At 69.1% G+C, this 13,502-nt stretch carries 14 protein-coding genes; 11 read left to right on the top strand and 3 right to left on the bottom strand.

Features of this window, described 5'->3' with window-relative positions; all coding sequences use genetic code 11:
• Positions 1–7 precede the first annotated feature (7 nt).
• Together hypD and hypE are read left to right on the top strand one after the other, a co-directional pair.
• Positions 8–1,153, top strand: a complete 1,146-nt coding sequence (gene hypD / locus EAS64_RS13160) for a hydrogenase formation protein HypD (RefSeq protein ID WP_145853560.1) — start codon at positions 8–10, stop codon at positions 1,151–1,153.
• Positions 1,150–2,316 (top strand): hydrogenase expression/formation protein HypE, encoded by a 1,167-nt coding sequence (gene hypE, locus EAS64_RS13155; protein WP_145853185.1) that lies wholly within the window; start codon positions 1,150–1,152, stop codon positions 2,314–2,316. Before hypD ends, hypE begins: the two co-directional genes overlap by 4 nt.
• Here hypE and hypF read toward each other — a convergent pair.
• The 3 genes from hypF to EAS64_RS13140 form a co-directional block, all read right to left on the bottom strand.
• Positions 2,226–4,631 (bottom strand): carbamoyltransferase HypF, encoded by a 2,406-nt coding sequence (hypF, locus tag EAS64_RS13150; protein ID WP_187365884.1) that lies wholly within the window; start codon positions 4,629–4,631, stop codon positions 2,226–2,228. The two genes, hypE and hypF, sit on opposite strands and share 91 nt — an antisense overlap.
• A gap of 13 nt (positions 4,632–4,644) precedes the next feature.
• On the bottom strand, positions 4,645–5,247 hold the full coding sequence (locus EAS64_RS13145; protein ID WP_187365883.1) for a YceI family protein: 603 nt from the start codon (positions 5,245–5,247) through the stop codon (positions 4,645–4,647).
• A gap of 95 nt (positions 5,248–5,342) precedes the next feature.
• On the bottom strand, positions 5,343–5,948 hold the full coding sequence (locus tag EAS64_RS13140; RefSeq protein WP_145853183.1) for a helix-turn-helix domain-containing protein: 606 nt from the start codon (positions 5,946–5,948) through the stop codon (positions 5,343–5,345).
• 361 nt (positions 5,949–6,309) lie between these two features.
• Here EAS64_RS13140 and EAS64_RS13135 point away from each other — a divergent pair, with 361 nt between their 5' ends.
• From EAS64_RS13135 to EAS64_RS13100, 9 genes are all read left to right on the top strand, one after another.
• Complete coding sequence (locus EAS64_RS13135; protein WP_145853182.1) at positions 6,310–7,353, top strand: NADH-quinone oxidoreductase subunit B family protein; 1,044 nt, start codon at positions 6,310–6,312, stop codon at positions 7,351–7,353.
• A gap of 6 nt (positions 7,354–7,359) precedes the next feature.
• Positions 7,360–9,171: a nickel-dependent hydrogenase large subunit gene (locus EAS64_RS13130; protein WP_145853181.1), complete on the top strand. Its 1,812-nt coding sequence runs from the start codon at positions 7,360–7,362 to the stop codon at positions 9,169–9,171.
• A 1-nt stretch (position 9,172) separates the two neighbouring features.
• Complete coding sequence (locus EAS64_RS13125) at positions 9,173–9,688, top strand: NifU-related iron-sulfur-binding protein (protein WP_145853180.1); 516 nt, start codon at positions 9,173–9,175, stop codon at positions 9,686–9,688.
• A complete protein-coding gene (locus EAS64_RS13120; RefSeq protein ID WP_187365882.1) occupies positions 9,685–10,380 on the top strand; it encodes a DUF5947 family protein in 696 nt (231 codons plus the stop codon). The genes EAS64_RS13125 and EAS64_RS13120 overlap by 4 nt, the downstream gene beginning before the upstream one ends.
• The gene (locus EAS64_RS13115) at positions 10,381–11,079 is read left to right on the top strand and encodes a DUF6084 family protein (RefSeq protein ID WP_145853179.1); all 699 of its coding nucleotides are present in this window, start codon (positions 10,381–10,383) and stop codon (positions 11,077–11,079) included. It begins immediately after the preceding gene.
• Positions 11,076–12,488: a hypothetical protein gene (locus EAS64_RS13110; protein ID WP_145853178.1), complete on the top strand. Its 1,413-nt coding sequence runs from the start codon at positions 11,076–11,078 to the stop codon at positions 12,486–12,488. The genes EAS64_RS13115 and EAS64_RS13110 overlap by 4 nt, the downstream gene beginning before the upstream one ends.
• A complete protein-coding gene (locus tag EAS64_RS13105; protein ID WP_145853177.1) occupies positions 12,485–12,976 on the top strand; it encodes a hydrogenase maturation protease in 492 nt (163 codons plus the stop codon). The genes EAS64_RS13110 and EAS64_RS13105 overlap by 4 nt, the downstream gene beginning before the upstream one ends.
• The gene (locus EAS64_RS47945; protein ID WP_439333590.1) at positions 12,969–13,073 is read left to right on the top strand and encodes a DUF6893 family small protein; all 105 of its coding nucleotides are present in this window, start codon (positions 12,969–12,971) and stop codon (positions 13,071–13,073) included. Before EAS64_RS13105 ends, EAS64_RS47945 begins: the two co-directional genes overlap by 8 nt.
• An 84-nt stretch (positions 13,074–13,157) precedes the next feature.
• The gene (locus EAS64_RS13100) at positions 13,158–13,499 is read left to right on the top strand and encodes a hydrogenase maturation nickel metallochaperone HypA (RefSeq protein WP_145853176.1); all 342 of its coding nucleotides are present in this window, start codon (positions 13,158–13,160) and stop codon (positions 13,497–13,499) included.
• Positions 13,500–13,502: the final 3 nt, after the last annotated feature.

Below are 13,502 nucleotides of genomic sequence, written 5' to 3'. Positions count from 1 at the left end.
GTGGACGATGCGGTTCGTCGACGAATTCCGTGACGCGGACAAGGCACACGCGCTCGCCGCGAAGATCGCGGCGCTGTGCGAGCCGGGCCGCGAGTACAAGTTCATGGAGGTGTGCGGCGGCCACACCCACACGATCTACAAGCACGGCCTCGAGGACTACCTTCCCGAGGCGGTCACGCTGGTACATGGCCCGGGCTGCCCGGTGTGCGTGATCCCGATGGGGCGCGTCGACGACGCCATGCACCTGGCGTCGCGGCCGGAGGTGATCATGACCTCGTTCGGCGACATGATGCGGGTGCCGGGCAGCAGCGGGTCGTTCTTCGACGCGAAGGCGGCCGGCACCGACATCCGCATGGTGTACTCGCCGCTCGACTCGCTGAAGATCGCCCGGCAGAACCCCGACCGCCAGGTCGTGTTTATGGCCATCGGCTTCGAGACCACGGCGCCGTCCACCGCGATGACGATGCTGCGCGCGGCCGCGGAGGGGCTTTCGAACTTCTCGGTGTTCTGCAACCACGTCACGATCATCCCGGCGATCAAGGCCATCCTCGACTCACCCGACCTGCGGCTCGACGGGTTCATCGGACCGGGGCACGTGTCCACCGTGATCGGCTGCCGGCCGTATGAGTTCATCGCCCGCGACTACGGCAAGCCGGTCGTGGTGGCCGGGTTCGAGCCGCTAGACATCCTCCAGTCCATCTACATGCTCATGCTCCAGCTCTCGCAGCGCCGGTCCGAGGTGGAGAACCAGTACTCGCGCGTGGTGCCCTGGGACGGGAACCTGGTCGCGCTGAGGGCCATCGGGCAGACGATGGAACTGCGGCCCTACTTCGAGTGGCGCGGACTCGGCTTCATCTCGCACTCCGCGCTTCGGGTGCGAGACGAGTACGCGGCGATGGACGCCGAGCGGCTGTTCTCCGTGCCGGGGGTCCGGGTCGCCGACCCGAAGGCCTGCCAGTGCGGCGAGGTGCTCAAGGGCGTGCTGAAGCCCTGGGAATGCAAGGTGTTCGGCACCGCCTGCACGCCGGAGACGCCGATCGGGACCTGCATGGTGTCACCGGAGGGGGCCTGCGCGGCCTACTACAACTACGGGCGGATGAACCGGACCCGGGTTGCTGAGGCTAGTGCGGCGGGGTCTGCGGGGCGGGCATGACCGCGGGGTCGGGGTGGATCTCCGACGCGCTGCGGGAACATGAGCACGCTGACCGGCCGGAAGTGCCGGGCGGGCGGACGGAACTCCCGGTTACCGACCGGGAGCAGCAGGTCCTCGACCGCATCGACCGGGCTCGGCGGCGGCGCCCGCGGGTGCGGGAAGAGCGCATCACCATGTCGCACGGCGCCGGGGGGAAGGCGACCCAGACGCTGATCGAGGCGGTGTTCCTCGACGCGTTCCGCAATCCGCTGCTTGAGCCGCTGGAGGATGCCGCCCTCTTTTCGGTGGCCGGGCCGCGGGTTGCGCTGACCACCGACTCGTACGTGGTGTCGCCACTGTTCTTCCCCGGCGGGAACATCGGGGACCTGGCGGTGAACGGGACGGTCAACGACCTGTCGGTGTCTGGCGCGACACCGCTGTACCTGACGGCCGGGTTCATCCTGGAGGAGGGTTTCCCTGTCGCCGACCTAACGCGGGTCGTTTCGTCCATGCAAGAGGCTGCCGTGGCTGCGGGGGTCAGCATCGTCACCGGGGACACGAAGGTCGTCCAGCGGGGCAAGGCTGACGGGTGCTACATCAACACCGCCGGGGTCGGGGTTCTCTTGGGTGATATCTCCCTGAGCGTCGCGTGCGCCCAGCCGGGGGACGCGATCATCGTGTCCGGGCCGATCGGGGACCACGGCATCACGATCATGCTGGCGCGGGGTGAGCTTGACATCGAGGCTGACATTATTTCGGACACCGCGCCGCTGAACGGGCTGGTCGCATCCTTGCTGGCCGCCGTTCCCGGAGTACGCGCAATGCGCGACGCCACCCGGGGCGGAGTGGCGACGATTCTCAACGAGATCGCCAAGGCTGCCGACGTGGGGGTGCTGGCCAGCGAGGATGACATTCCGGTGCGGGACGAGGTGCGCGGGGCATCCGAGTTGCTCGGCATCGATCCCATGTACGTCGCGTGCGAGGGGCGGCTTGTAGCCGTGGTCCCCGGTGAAAGCGCTGAGGCGGCGGTACGGGCGATGCGCGGGCATCCGCTCGGTGCCGGGGCGGCGGTTATTGGCGAGGTTGTCGCTGATCAGCCGGGGATCGTCCGGCTGAAGACGGCGTTCGGCGGGACGCGGATCGTGGACCTGCTTGTTGGCGATCCGCTTCCCCGCATCTGCTGAAACTGAGCCGTGGCTTTAGCCGCCCATAAGCCGGGTTCGCTCGAGACAGCGGGCCCCCGTTGTCCCGCGGCTGCCACGACCGCCTGACCGAGGCTGATGCCTGCGTCGTTGCAAGGTACCCGAGAGTGCGTCAGGACAGTAAAGCCGTGCGCCTCCAAACGGGTGACTGTGCTGCCCAGCAGCAGGAGATTCTGGAAGACGCCGCCCGAGAGGGCCACCGTGTTCAGGCCGTGCCGCTCGCGCAGCAGGACGCAGCCATCCAGGATCAATATGGCCATGCCGTGGTGGAAGCGGGCCGCGATGAGCTCCGTCGGGACGCCTGCCATGAGGTCCCCGACGGCCGCGGCGATCAGGTCGGAACCGTTCGCGCGGAAGGGTGCGCCGGACTCGATGCCCGCGCGGTACGCGCCACCTTCTGCCGGATCGGCGCGTTGTTCAAGCTCGATTGCCGCCTGGCCCTCATAGCTGATCTCGTCCCGCACGTCCAGGATCGCGGCGATGGCGTCGAACAAGCGGCCCGCGCTTGACGTGAGCGGGGCGTTGACCTGGCGGCGGACCATGCTGACGATCGCATCCCAGCGGGCGGCGTTACGCCGTACGACACCGAGGCCTGCCACATCCAAGCCGGCCTCGTGCAGGTGGGCCGCCGCCATCCGCCAGGGCTGCCTGATCGCGGCGGCACCGCCCGGCATCCGAACCGTGGCGAGGTGGCCGCCGCGCGCGAAGCCAGCCACATCCGCGATCAGGAACTCGCCGCCCCAGATCGTGCCGTCGGTGCCGTAGCCCGTGCCGTCGAACGCGACGCCGATCACCGGGCCGTCGGCCCCGTTGTCGGCGAGGCAGGAGGCGATGTGGGCGTGGTGGTGCTGCACGCCCACCAGGTCCACGCCGTCGAGTTCGACCGCGTACTTCGTCGACAGATATTCCGGGTGCAGGTCATGGGCGACGACCTGCGGGGCGATGTCGAAGAGGCGGCTGAAGTGCGCGATGCCCTCAGCGAACGAGCGGAGGGTTTCCGCGTTCTCCAGGTCGCCGATGTGGTGGGAGACGAACGCGTACCGGTCCTTAGCCAGGCAGAACGTGTTCTTCAGTTCGGCGCCGCAGGCCAGGACCGGGCGTGCGAAGCCGCCCCGCACTGTCATGGGTTCCGGAACGTAGCCGCGCGAGCGGCGGACCAGCATCGGGCGGCCGGCGAAGGCGCGGGCCACCGAGTCGTCGGTCCTGATGTGGATCGCCCGATCGTGGACGACGAACGCGTCGGCGATCTCGCCCAGCCGCTCCAGGGCGTCCTCGTCACGGTAGGCAATCGGCTCGTCGGAGACGTTGCCGCTGGTCAGGACCAGCGGGCGGCTCGCCGCGGCGAGCAGCATGTGGTGCAGCGGTGTGTACGGCAGCATGACGCCAAGCTGGCGGTTGCCTGGTGCCGCCGACGAGGCGACAGCCGCTCCCGGCAAACGCGTGAGCAGGACAACCGGTCTTGCCTGGCTGGTCAGCAGGGCCGCCTCAGCAGCACTCACCCGGCAGAGCTGCGCTACGGCCGCCAGGTCGGAAGTCATCACCGCGAACGGCTTGTCCGCCCGGTGCTTGCGGGCGCGCAGCGCGGCGACCGCCGGCTCGCAGGTCGCGTCCGCCGCTAGGTGATATCCGCCAAGGCCCTTGACCGCGACGATCGCACCCCGCCGCAGCAGCGCGGCTGCCTCGTCGAGTGCCGGATCGGACAGTGGCTTTCCCGTCCGGTCGAGCAGCGTCAGCCGGGGACCGCAGGCCGGGCAGCAGGTTGGCTGGGCGTGGAAGCGGCGGTTGCCTGGGTCGTGGTACTCGGCGGCGCACGGGTCGCACATCGGGAACCCGGCCATGGTCGTCAGCGGCCGGTCATAGGGCACGTCGCGGATGATGGTGAACCGCGGCCCGCAGTTGGTGCAGTTGATGAACGGATACTGGAATCTCCTGTCGGCCGGGTGGGCGAGCTCGCGCAGGCAGTCGGCGCAGGTCGCGGTGTCCGCGGCGATCAGGGTGCTGCGCCGCCCGGCGGGGTCACTGGCGACGATCGCGAAGGTCGCCGTCCCGATGGGTGCTTTGGCGGTCGCGGTGACCCGCTCGACTCTGGCCAGTGGCGGCGCGTCCCGCTGCAGCGCTCCAAGGAACTCGCGCACCGCTGCCGGAGGGCCTTCTGCCTCGGCGAAAACTCCGTCGACATCATTACCGACCAGCCCCGCGAGGCCGAGCCTGGTCGCCAGCGAGTACACGAAGGGCCGGAAGCCCACTCCCTGGACGATGCCCTCGACCCGGATGGCCACCCGGACGACGGGTGCCATGGAGGCGGCGGAGTCAGGCGCTTCCGTTCGGGATCTCCTCGATCGTGACTTCGAACTCGACGCCGATCTCGTCCTTGAGCTTGAGCGTGCCGAAGAACCCCGAGTACGGCGTGATGCCGAAGTCCGTCTGCTTGACGGTGGCGCTCCCTCGGTACTGGCCAGGGGCAGGGCTGACCACCTGGAGGCGCAACGGCCGCGACGTGCCGCGCATGGTGAGCATGCCCTCGATCGCCCCCCCGGCAGGCGTACCCCCGGCGGGCGCAGCGGAAGCGGAGGATGAAGGGATCACCCGGGAGGAGGTGAAGGTCGCCTTCGCCGCCTCGCCCAGGATCTTGCCTGCGGTGCCCTGGATGTCCCTGCGGTCCCGCTCGGTGAGCGGTTTGGCGCCTCCAGTGCCCTCGCGGACGGCCAGCGAGCCGAGGTCGAGCTCGGCGGTCACCGTCGCCGCCGAGAGGCCGCCGCCTTCCGCGTCCGGGACCGTGACCCGCGCCGACCACCGGACGATCTCAAGCGTCAGGTCGTGGCCCGCCCTGGCGGCGAGTCCCGCGCGCCCTGTCTTAACGAGGACCCGGCCGGATCCCGGGCGTAGCTCGTGCGTCCCAGTGAAGTCAGCCACGGCACCACCGTATGCACGAACCTGGGCGAGGTCTAGCGTCCCGGCAGGCCCGCGGTCAGGGGGGCCCGTCAGGGGGAGCGGTCAGCAGAGGCGCGTTAGTCGAACGGGATCTCGCCGAACAAATCGCGTATCCGGCGCAGGTCACGCAGTCGCGGCTCAGTGGCGCCGCCGACCCAGCGGCTCACGGTCTTGACCGACACGCCGAGCTGTTTCGCGGCGGCCTCCATCGTCAGGCCTTCCCTGCGCAGCACTCCGGCCATCCAGTCGGCGAACGACTCCGCGTCCCCGCCCGGGGTGAGCTGGCGCTCCGGGCTCCCGGTTACGGGGTCTACCGTCACGGACGGCTGCCCGACCGCCCCAGTCGCGCCGTGCGCACGCAGTAGCGATGTCAGCGCGTCGATCCCGGCGGGCTCGGTGATCTGCGCGCCTGACTTGAGCACGTCCACCTCGACGTGATCGGGGAAGATGCGGAACGAGACGCTGATGGCCCCGGTGGGTCCCGCCGCGTCGAGCAGCGCGCGGGAAACGGTCTCGCCTACCTCGCGGGTGTCCTGCTCGGACAGCGGTGAATGCGCCAGGCATCTGCGGACGAAGTCGCGGATGTCAGGAATCGCCGAAGGCCTGGCGGGAAATGTCTGCGACACGACCACGACCGGTACGACTTCGATGTTGTCGCTGATCGTGTCGTCAGCTGTGTCCATCGCACCTTTTCCTGAGGTAAATCCGCAAATCAGGACAGCGCAACGCCATCACCCTATGCATCAGAGTACGTGGACAAATCGATGCCTGGCGAGTGGAGCGAGCGGACAGATATGTCCAACTGGACGACTCTTCTGTCTTGTACTCGGTTCAGGGCGGGAATACGCTGGGGAAACCGGCGCAGCCCACGGGGCCAGGAGCCGGGCGGGTATCAACGATGAGCGGTGAGCAAGCCGGCGTCTGCGTCCGGCACAGCCCGGGGCTGGGCGAGCAGGAACTCGCCTCCACCCCCAGGTACCGTCCGGCCCGGATCTGGTGGCACGCCGCCACGGCTTCGGGCTGCCAACCGAAGGGTGGCGTTCCATGACACACGCCGACGAGGATCCTGCTGTACACATTCTCTGGATGAACGGCGGGCTCGGCTGCGACGGGGACTCGGTGGCGCTGACCGCCGCGACCCAGCCGAGCATCGAGGAGATAGTGCTCGGCGCACTGCCCGGACTGCCCAAGGTGGCCGTGCACTGGCCGCTGATCGACTTCGAGTGCGGGCCCGAGCAGGGGGCGGACACGTTCATCGAGTGGTGGCACAAGGCCGACCGCGGGGAACTGGACCCGTTCGTCCTGGTCGTCGAGGGGTCTATCCCCAACGAGGCGATCAAGTCGGAGGGCTACTGGTGCGGCTTCGGCAACAATCCGGCGACGGGCCAGCCGATGACCACCAGCGAATGGCTCGACCGGCTCGCGCCGAAGGCCACCGCGATCTTGGCCGTCGGCACCTGCGCCACCTACGGCGGCATCCACGCGATGGCGGGCAACCCGACCGGCGCGATGGGCGTGCCCGACTACCTGGGCTGGGACTGGACGTCCAAGGCAGGCCTGCCGATCGTCTGCGTGCCCGGCTGCCCGATCCACCCCGACAACCTGTCAGAGACAATCCTTTACCTGCTCTACCAGGTGGCGGGCCAGGCGCCGATGATTCCGCTCGATGAGGCCCTGCGGCCACGCTGGCTGTTCGAGGCCACGGTGCACCAGGGCTGCGACCGGGCCGGCTACTACGAGGAAGGCACCTTCGCGAGCGAGTACGGTACCCCCGAGTGCCTGGTCAAGCTGGGCTGCTGGGGACCGGTCGTCAAGTGCAACGTCCCGAAGCGGGGCTGGATCAACGGGGTCGGCGGCTGCCCCAACGTGGGCGGCATCTGCATCGCCTGCACGATGCCGGGATTCCCCGACAAGTTCATGCCGTTCATGGACGAGCCGCCGGGCGCCCGGGTGTCTACGTCGGCCAGTGGCGCCTACGGCACGGTCATCCGCACGCTGCGCGGCTTCACCCAGCGCACGGCCGACAAGGAGCCCAAGTGGCGTGTCAAGGGCAGCCAGCTGCGTACCGGCTACCAGAAGACGTGGTGATCTGAGATGACAGCGACCGACAAGGGCCCCGCGAGGGCATCGGCCAAGGACACCGAGCTCACCGAGATGGCCTGGGACCCGATCACCAGAATCGTGGGCAGTCTCGGCATCTACACGAAGATCGACTTTAAGGCCAAGCGGGTCGCCGAATGCCACAGCACCTCGTCGATCTTCCGCGGCTACAGCATCTTCATGAAGGGCAAGGACCCGCGCGACGCGCACTTCATCACCAGCCGTATTTGCGGCATATGCGGTGACAACCACGCGACGTGCTCGGTCTACAACCAGAACATGGCCTATGGCGTCCGGCCGCCGCACCTCGGCGAGTGGATCATCAACCTCGGCGAGGCCGCCGAGTACATGTTCGACCACAACATCTTCCAGGAGAACCTGGTCGGGGTCGACTTCTGCGAGAAGATGGTCGGCGAGACCAACCCGGGCGTGCTTGAACGCGCCAACGCCACCGAGGCGCCGCACGCGGCCGAGCACGGCTACCGGACTATCGGTGACATCATGCGCTCGCTCAACCCCCTTGAGGGCGAGTTCTACCGCGAGGCACTCCAGGTGTCCCGGTCGACGCGCGAGATGTTCTGCCTGATGGAAGGGCGCCACGTGCACCCCTCCACGCTGTACCCCGGCGGCGTGGGCACGGTCGCCACCGTGCAACTTTTCACCGACTACCTCACCCGGCTGATGCGCTACGTGGAGTTCATGAAGCGCGTCGTGCCGATGCACGATGACCTGTTCGACTTCTTCTATGAGGCGCTGCCCGGGTACGAGGAGGTCGGCAGGCGACGGGTGCTGCTCGGCTGCTGGGGCAGCCTGAACAATCCGGAGTACTGCGACTTCACCTACCGCAACATGGCCGACTGGGGCCGCAAGATGTTCGTCACCCCCGGCGTGGTGGTCGACGGCAAGCTCGTCACTACCAGCCTCCTCGACATCAACCTCGGCATCAGGATCCTGCTCGGCCACTCGTTCTACGAGGACTGGGAAGACCAGGAGATGTTCGTCACCCACGACCCGCTCGGCAACCCGGTCGACCGCAGGCATCCGTGGAATCAGCACACCATCCCGCGCCCCGCCAAGCGGGACTTTGACGACAAGTACAGCTGGACGATGTCACCGCGCTGGTTCGACGGCAAGGACTACCTGCCGCTCGACACCGGCGGCGGCCCCATCGCCCGGCTCTGGGCGACCGCGCTGGCGGGCCTGGTGGACTGCGGCTACGTGAAGTCCACCGGGCACAGCGTGCAGATCAATCTGCCGAGAACCGTGTCCCGGCCCGCGGTCACGTTCGAATGGAAGCCGCCGGCGGACAAGGAAGGGAAGCCGCTGTCCAACGCGATCGAGCGGGATCGCGCCAGGACCTACTTCCAGGCGTACGCCGCCGCGTGTGCCCTGTACTTCACCGAGCAGGCGCTGGCGGAGGTGCGCGCGGGCCGGACCAAGACATGGGAGTCCTTCAAGGTGCCTGACGAGTCGGTGAGCTGCGGCTTCACCGAGGCGGTGCGCGGCGTGCTGTCCCACCACATGGTCGTCAGGGGCGGGAAGATCGCGAACTATCACCCGTATCCACCAACGCCATGGAACGGCAGCGTGCGTGACGTGTACGGAACGCCTGGGCCTTACGAGGACGCGGTGCAGAACACGCCGATCTTCGAGGAGAACCCGCCTGAGCGCTTCAAGGGCATCGACATCATGCGGGCGGTGCGCAGCTTCGACCCGTGCCTGCCCTGCGGCGTGCACATGTACCTGGGCGGTGGCCGGGTTCTCAACACGGCGCACTCGCCGACCGGCGTGACGCTGGCGATCTGACGTGGGCCCTGTCGCGAACTACGGGGCAACCAGCGACGCCCGCGAAACCGGGGAGCGGGTCGAGGCGCTGCTGGCCGAACTCAGGGCCCGAGCGGGCCCTGAGGCGGCCGGTGCCGCCGAGGAGCTCGTCAGCTGCCTTGTCCGGCTGTACGGTGCCGGGCTTGAGACGATCATGCGCACCATCGGCGACGACTCCCGCCTGCAGGCACTGCTCATCGCCGACCCGCTCGTGGAGAGCCTGCTGCTGGTCCATGACCTGCACCCGCTCGATCCGAGCGCCAGGATCAAGCGCGCCCTGGGCCGGATGGGGACGGGCGCCGAGTTCCTCGGCGTCGACAGCGCGGGCGTCGTGCATGTCCGCCTCGGCCACGGCTGCGGCTCCACCACCGAAGTCGTGGAGCAGGCGATCACCGACGCCGCGCCGGAAACGACCGGAGTGGAGTTCGCGCCGCGCGAGGCACCGCTGCTGCAGATCATCAGCCGGCCAGCCGGAACGAGCCAGGCAGGAACGACATGACAGGCACTGCTAACGGCCCGTCATCCGGGCTGCGCCGCTTCGCCCGTCCGGCTCGGCGGCCGGGCGGGACAGCAGGGAGCGGGACAGCGGACGAGCGCTGCGAACTGTGCGGCGAGCAGATCGGGAGCCAGCACTCGCACATGGTGGACCTGCAACGCCGGTCGATCGCCTGCGCATGCCGGGCGTGCGCGCTGCTGTTCACCCGGCCAGGCGGCCGCTATCGCACGGTGCCCGACCGGGTGTGCCATGATCCGCGCTCACCGCTGACCAGTGCCGAGTGGGCAGAGCTCCAGATCCCCGTCGCGATCGCGTTCTTGTTCGTCAACTCGGCGCTCGGCCGCGTCATCGCGAGCTATCCCAGCCCCGCCGGGGTGACCGAATGCGAGCTCGACCTCGCCGCCTGGGACAGCCTCGCCGCCCGCCACCCGCTGCTGCGCGCTCCGGAACCCGACGTGGAGGCGATCCTTGTGGTTGGGGGCGCACCGCGGGAGGCCAGGCCCATCGAGACGTTCCTTGTTCCCATCGACATCTGCTATTCGCTAGCCGGCGCTCTGCGGCTGGAATGGCACGGATTCGACGGCGGGGCCGAGGTGAGGCGCATCCTGGAGGAGCTACTCGAAGGCCTCCGCGAGCGCGCTCGCACGTTGCCTGCCGCGCAGGCCGCTCCCGCGATGACCGGTCCGGAGGCATAGATGGCGGAACTGACCTTTGGCTGCACCGAAGCGCACGCGCAGCGGTACGCCGCGACACCGACGCTGTCGTTCGCGCTGACCATCACCGAGAGCACCGGCGTGCGCGTGCACGCCATCGCACTGCGCTGCCAGATTCGCATTGAGCCGCACCGCCGCAGGTACTCGGCCGACGAGGCGCGGCGGCTGAACGACCTGTTCGGCGAAACCTCGCGCTGGGCGGAAACGGTCAAGCCCATCCAGCTCGCCACGGTGTCCACCATGGTGAAGGGGTTCACGTCGGTAACCGAGACCGAGCTCCAGGTGCCGTGCACCTACGACCTCGAGGTCGCGTCGGCTCGCTATCTCCAAGGGCTTGACGACGGCACTATCCCGCTGCTGTTGCTGTTCAGCGGCACGGTCTTCGTTGCCAAGGGCGAGTCGTACAGCGTGCAGCTGATCCCGTGGAGCTCCGAGGCTTCCTACCGGATGCCGGTGCGCGTCTGGCAGGACGTGGTCAACGAGCACTTCCCCGGCAGTGCCTGGCTGCGGTGCACCAGGGAGACCCTCGACGCGCTGTCCGTCTTCAAGGCGGAACACGCGCTGCCGACGTGGGACGCCACGTTGTCCGCGCTGCTTGCGGCGGCCCGCTCAGCCGAGGCCAGCGGAGCTCAGGCCGGGCCCGCACCCTCTGCCCCGGCTTGGCGGGCGGGGGAGTCATGAGCCTCGACGAGGTGCGCCGCATCGCCGACGCGGTGCTCTACGAGGGCTACATCCTTTACCCCTACCGGGCGTCCGCGCAGAAGAACCGCAGCCGCTGGCAGTTCGGCGTGCTGATGCCGCCCGGCTACGCCGCGGCGGACCCGTCGGAACCCGCGACGCTGCAAGCGGAATGCGTCTTCGAGCACGACGGCGGGCCCGCGGTGGAGGTCACCGTCCGCTTCCTTCAAGTGCAGCGCCGGCATACGGCAGGCTCCCTCGCGTCCGTCCCAGCGGTACCGTCCGTGTGGGACGAGGCCGTCGAGCGGGAAGTCGCGGTGACCGCGGCAAGCCAGGCGCTGCTCGGCGACGGCATCGTCGCCCCCTTCAGCATCCCGGGCGGCGAAGAGACCGAGACGGTGCGCGGCGCGCGCGTCGTCCGCCGCCGTGCGCCACTGGCCGGGTCCGTATCGGTGCACGCGACGCCCTTGCCTGGTCCCTGGCAGGCCGCCAGGCTGACCGTGCGGGTGACCAACGAATCCGACAGCGCGGCAGGAAGTGATGCTGCGCAGAGCAGAGACGAGGCGCTGCCCGCGGCCCTGGTCGCGGCCCACATGATCATCACGGTGTCCGGCGGCGCGTTCCTCTCGATGACCGATCCGCCGGAGTGGGCCAGCCAGGAGGTCGGCGCGTGCCAGAACACCGGCTGCTGGCCTGTGCTCGCCGCCCCGGGGGATGGCCGCCAGGTCATGCTGGCCGCGCCGATCATCCTGCCTGATCATCCAGAGGTCGCGCGGGAAAGCCCGGGCGAACTATATGACGGGACCGAGATCGACGAGATTCTCACCCTCCGCACGCTCGCCCTTTCTGACGAGGAGAAGGCCGCCGCCCGGGCCACCGACCCGCGCGCCGCGGCGTTGATCGACCGGGTGGACGCGATGGACGCGCCGACCATGCAACGGCTGCACGGCACTATCCGCGCCATGAGAAAACCCCGTTCCGCGGCTGGGCCTCCCTCGGCAGGGTCGGGCGCCGGGGCTGCTGACGGGCCCGGTGCCGGCGGCCTGGACGTTCCGTGGTGGGATCCCGGCGCGGACGCATCCGTGTCGCCGGCCACTGACGCCGTCCTGGTGGCCGGCCAGCGGGTGGCCCGCGGCAGCCGGGTGATACTGCGCCCAGGTTCCCGCCGCGCGGATGCTCAGGACATGTTCCTCGCTGGGCGGCCCGCGCTCGTCGAGGCGGTCCTGCTCGACGTCGACGACACGGTCTACCTGGCGGTGACGCTCGCCGACGACCCAGCGGCGGACCTCCAGTCCGCGCACGGCCGGTTCCGCTACTTTGCACCGGATGAGGTCGAGCCCTGCGAGGCGGAGCCTGCCGCTGGTCATACCCGACCCGCTCCCGATACCGAACCGGGCGGTGCGAGCCAATGACTGGGCGGACGCTGGTTGCCGGGGTCGGCAACGTCTTCCAGCGGGACGACGCGTTTGGCGTCGAGGTGATAAGGCTCCTCGCGGACCGGCCCCGGCCGGCCGGCGTCGAGATCGCGGACTTCGGCATCCGCGGCGTTCACCTCGTCTACGAGCTGCTCAACGGCTGCGACCTGTTGGTGCTCGTCGACGCCGCGCGGCGCGGGTGCGAGCCGGGCACCGTCACGGTGCTCGAGGTCGAGCCCGGGGATACGGCACCACGTGCGGCGGTCATGGACGCGCACGGGCTGGCACCGGACGAGATCTTCGCGATGCTCGCCTCGATGGGCAGCCGCCCCGGCCGCAGCCTCGTCGTCGCGTGCGAACCCGCCGACGTGAGCGCGGGGATGGGTCTGTCGGACCCGGTGCGCAACGCCTTGCCGCAGGCGGTTCGCGCGGTGGAGGAAATTCTTGACCGAATCCAGCAGGAAGAAGGTGCACGCGATGGTTAGCAGGCTGATTAAGGCGGCGATCGTGGCGGCGATCCTGGCAGCGGTGATCACCTCGCTGCCGGAAATCAAGCGCTACCTGAAAATGAGGGCGATGTAGCCGCCATGAAAGCGCTCGTCGGATTCGCGGTCGGTTACTGGGGCGGTACACGGCAGCGGCGCGGCCTCAGGATGGGAGGACCACGTGCACGAGTTTGGTTTGTGTGAGGGCGTGCTTGAGGCGGTTAGGACCCGGGCGGCCGGGCGGCCGGTCAGCGGGATACGGGTGCGTTGCGGGGTCAGGCACGCGGTGGATCCCGAGTCGATGGCGCAGGCGTTCAGCTTCGTCGCGGCTGGGACGGAGGCGGACGGCGCCGCCGTGGAAGTCGTGACGGTGCCGGTCACCGTGCACTGCCGCGACTGCGGCACCGCCAGCGAAAGCAACGACGTCCTGGCCGTGTGCCCGCGCTGCAAGGGCAGCGACGTCGACATAAGCGGCGGCGACGAGCTGGTGCTTGAGTCGGTCCGTTACGGGCCTGGCGGCTGAGCC

The sequence above is a fragment of the Trebonia kvetii genome, assembly GCF_007827045.1.
Taxonomy (GTDB): Bacteria; Actinomycetota; Actinomycetes; order Streptosporangiales; family Streptosporangiaceae; genus Trebonia; species Trebonia kvetii.
The sequence above is the reverse complement of the archived record's forward strand: the minus strand, read 5'-3'. Positions and strand labels throughout refer to the sequence as shown.

What these genes read in the sequence shown, in the direction of transcription:
- hypD (WP_145853560.1), top strand. Translation starts at nt 8, where the DNA reads ATGCGGTTCGTCGACGAATTCCGTGACGCGGACAAGGCACACGCGCTC.
- hypE (WP_145853185.1), top strand. Translation starts at nt 1,150, where the DNA reads ATGACCGCGGGGTCGGGGTGGATCTCCGACGCGCTGCGGGAACATGAG.
- hypF (WP_187365884.1), bottom strand. Translation starts at nt 4,631, where the DNA reads ATGGCACCCGTCGTCCGGGTGGCCATCCGGGTCGAGGGCATCGTCCAG.
- EAS64_RS13140 (WP_145853183.1), bottom strand. Translation starts at nt 5,948, where the DNA reads ATGGACACAGCTGACGACACGATCAGCGACAACATCGAAGTCGTACCG.
- EAS64_RS13135 (WP_145853182.1), top strand. Translation starts at nt 6,310, where the DNA reads ATGACACACGCCGACGAGGATCCTGCTGTACACATTCTCTGGATGAAC.
- EAS64_RS13130 (WP_145853181.1), top strand. Translation starts at nt 7,360, where the DNA reads ATGACAGCGACCGACAAGGGCCCCGCGAGGGCATCGGCCAAGGACACC.
- EAS64_RS13120 (WP_187365882.1), top strand. Translation starts at nt 9,685, where the DNA reads ATGACAGGCACTGCTAACGGCCCGTCATCCGGGCTGCGCCGCTTCGCC.
- EAS64_RS13115 (WP_145853179.1), top strand. Translation starts at nt 10,381, where the DNA reads ATGGCGGAACTGACCTTTGGCTGCACCGAAGCGCACGCGCAGCGGTAC.
- EAS64_RS13110 (WP_145853178.1), top strand. Translation starts at nt 11,076, where the DNA reads ATGAGCCTCGACGAGGTGCGCCGCATCGCCGACGCGGTGCTCTACGAG.
- EAS64_RS13105 (WP_145853177.1), top strand. Translation starts at nt 12,485, where the DNA reads ATGACTGGGCGGACGCTGGTTGCCGGGGTCGGCAACGTCTTCCAGCGG.
- EAS64_RS47945 (WP_439333590.1), top strand. Translation starts at nt 12,969, where the DNA reads ATGGTTAGCAGGCTGATTAAGGCGGCGATCGTGGCGGCGATCCTGGCA.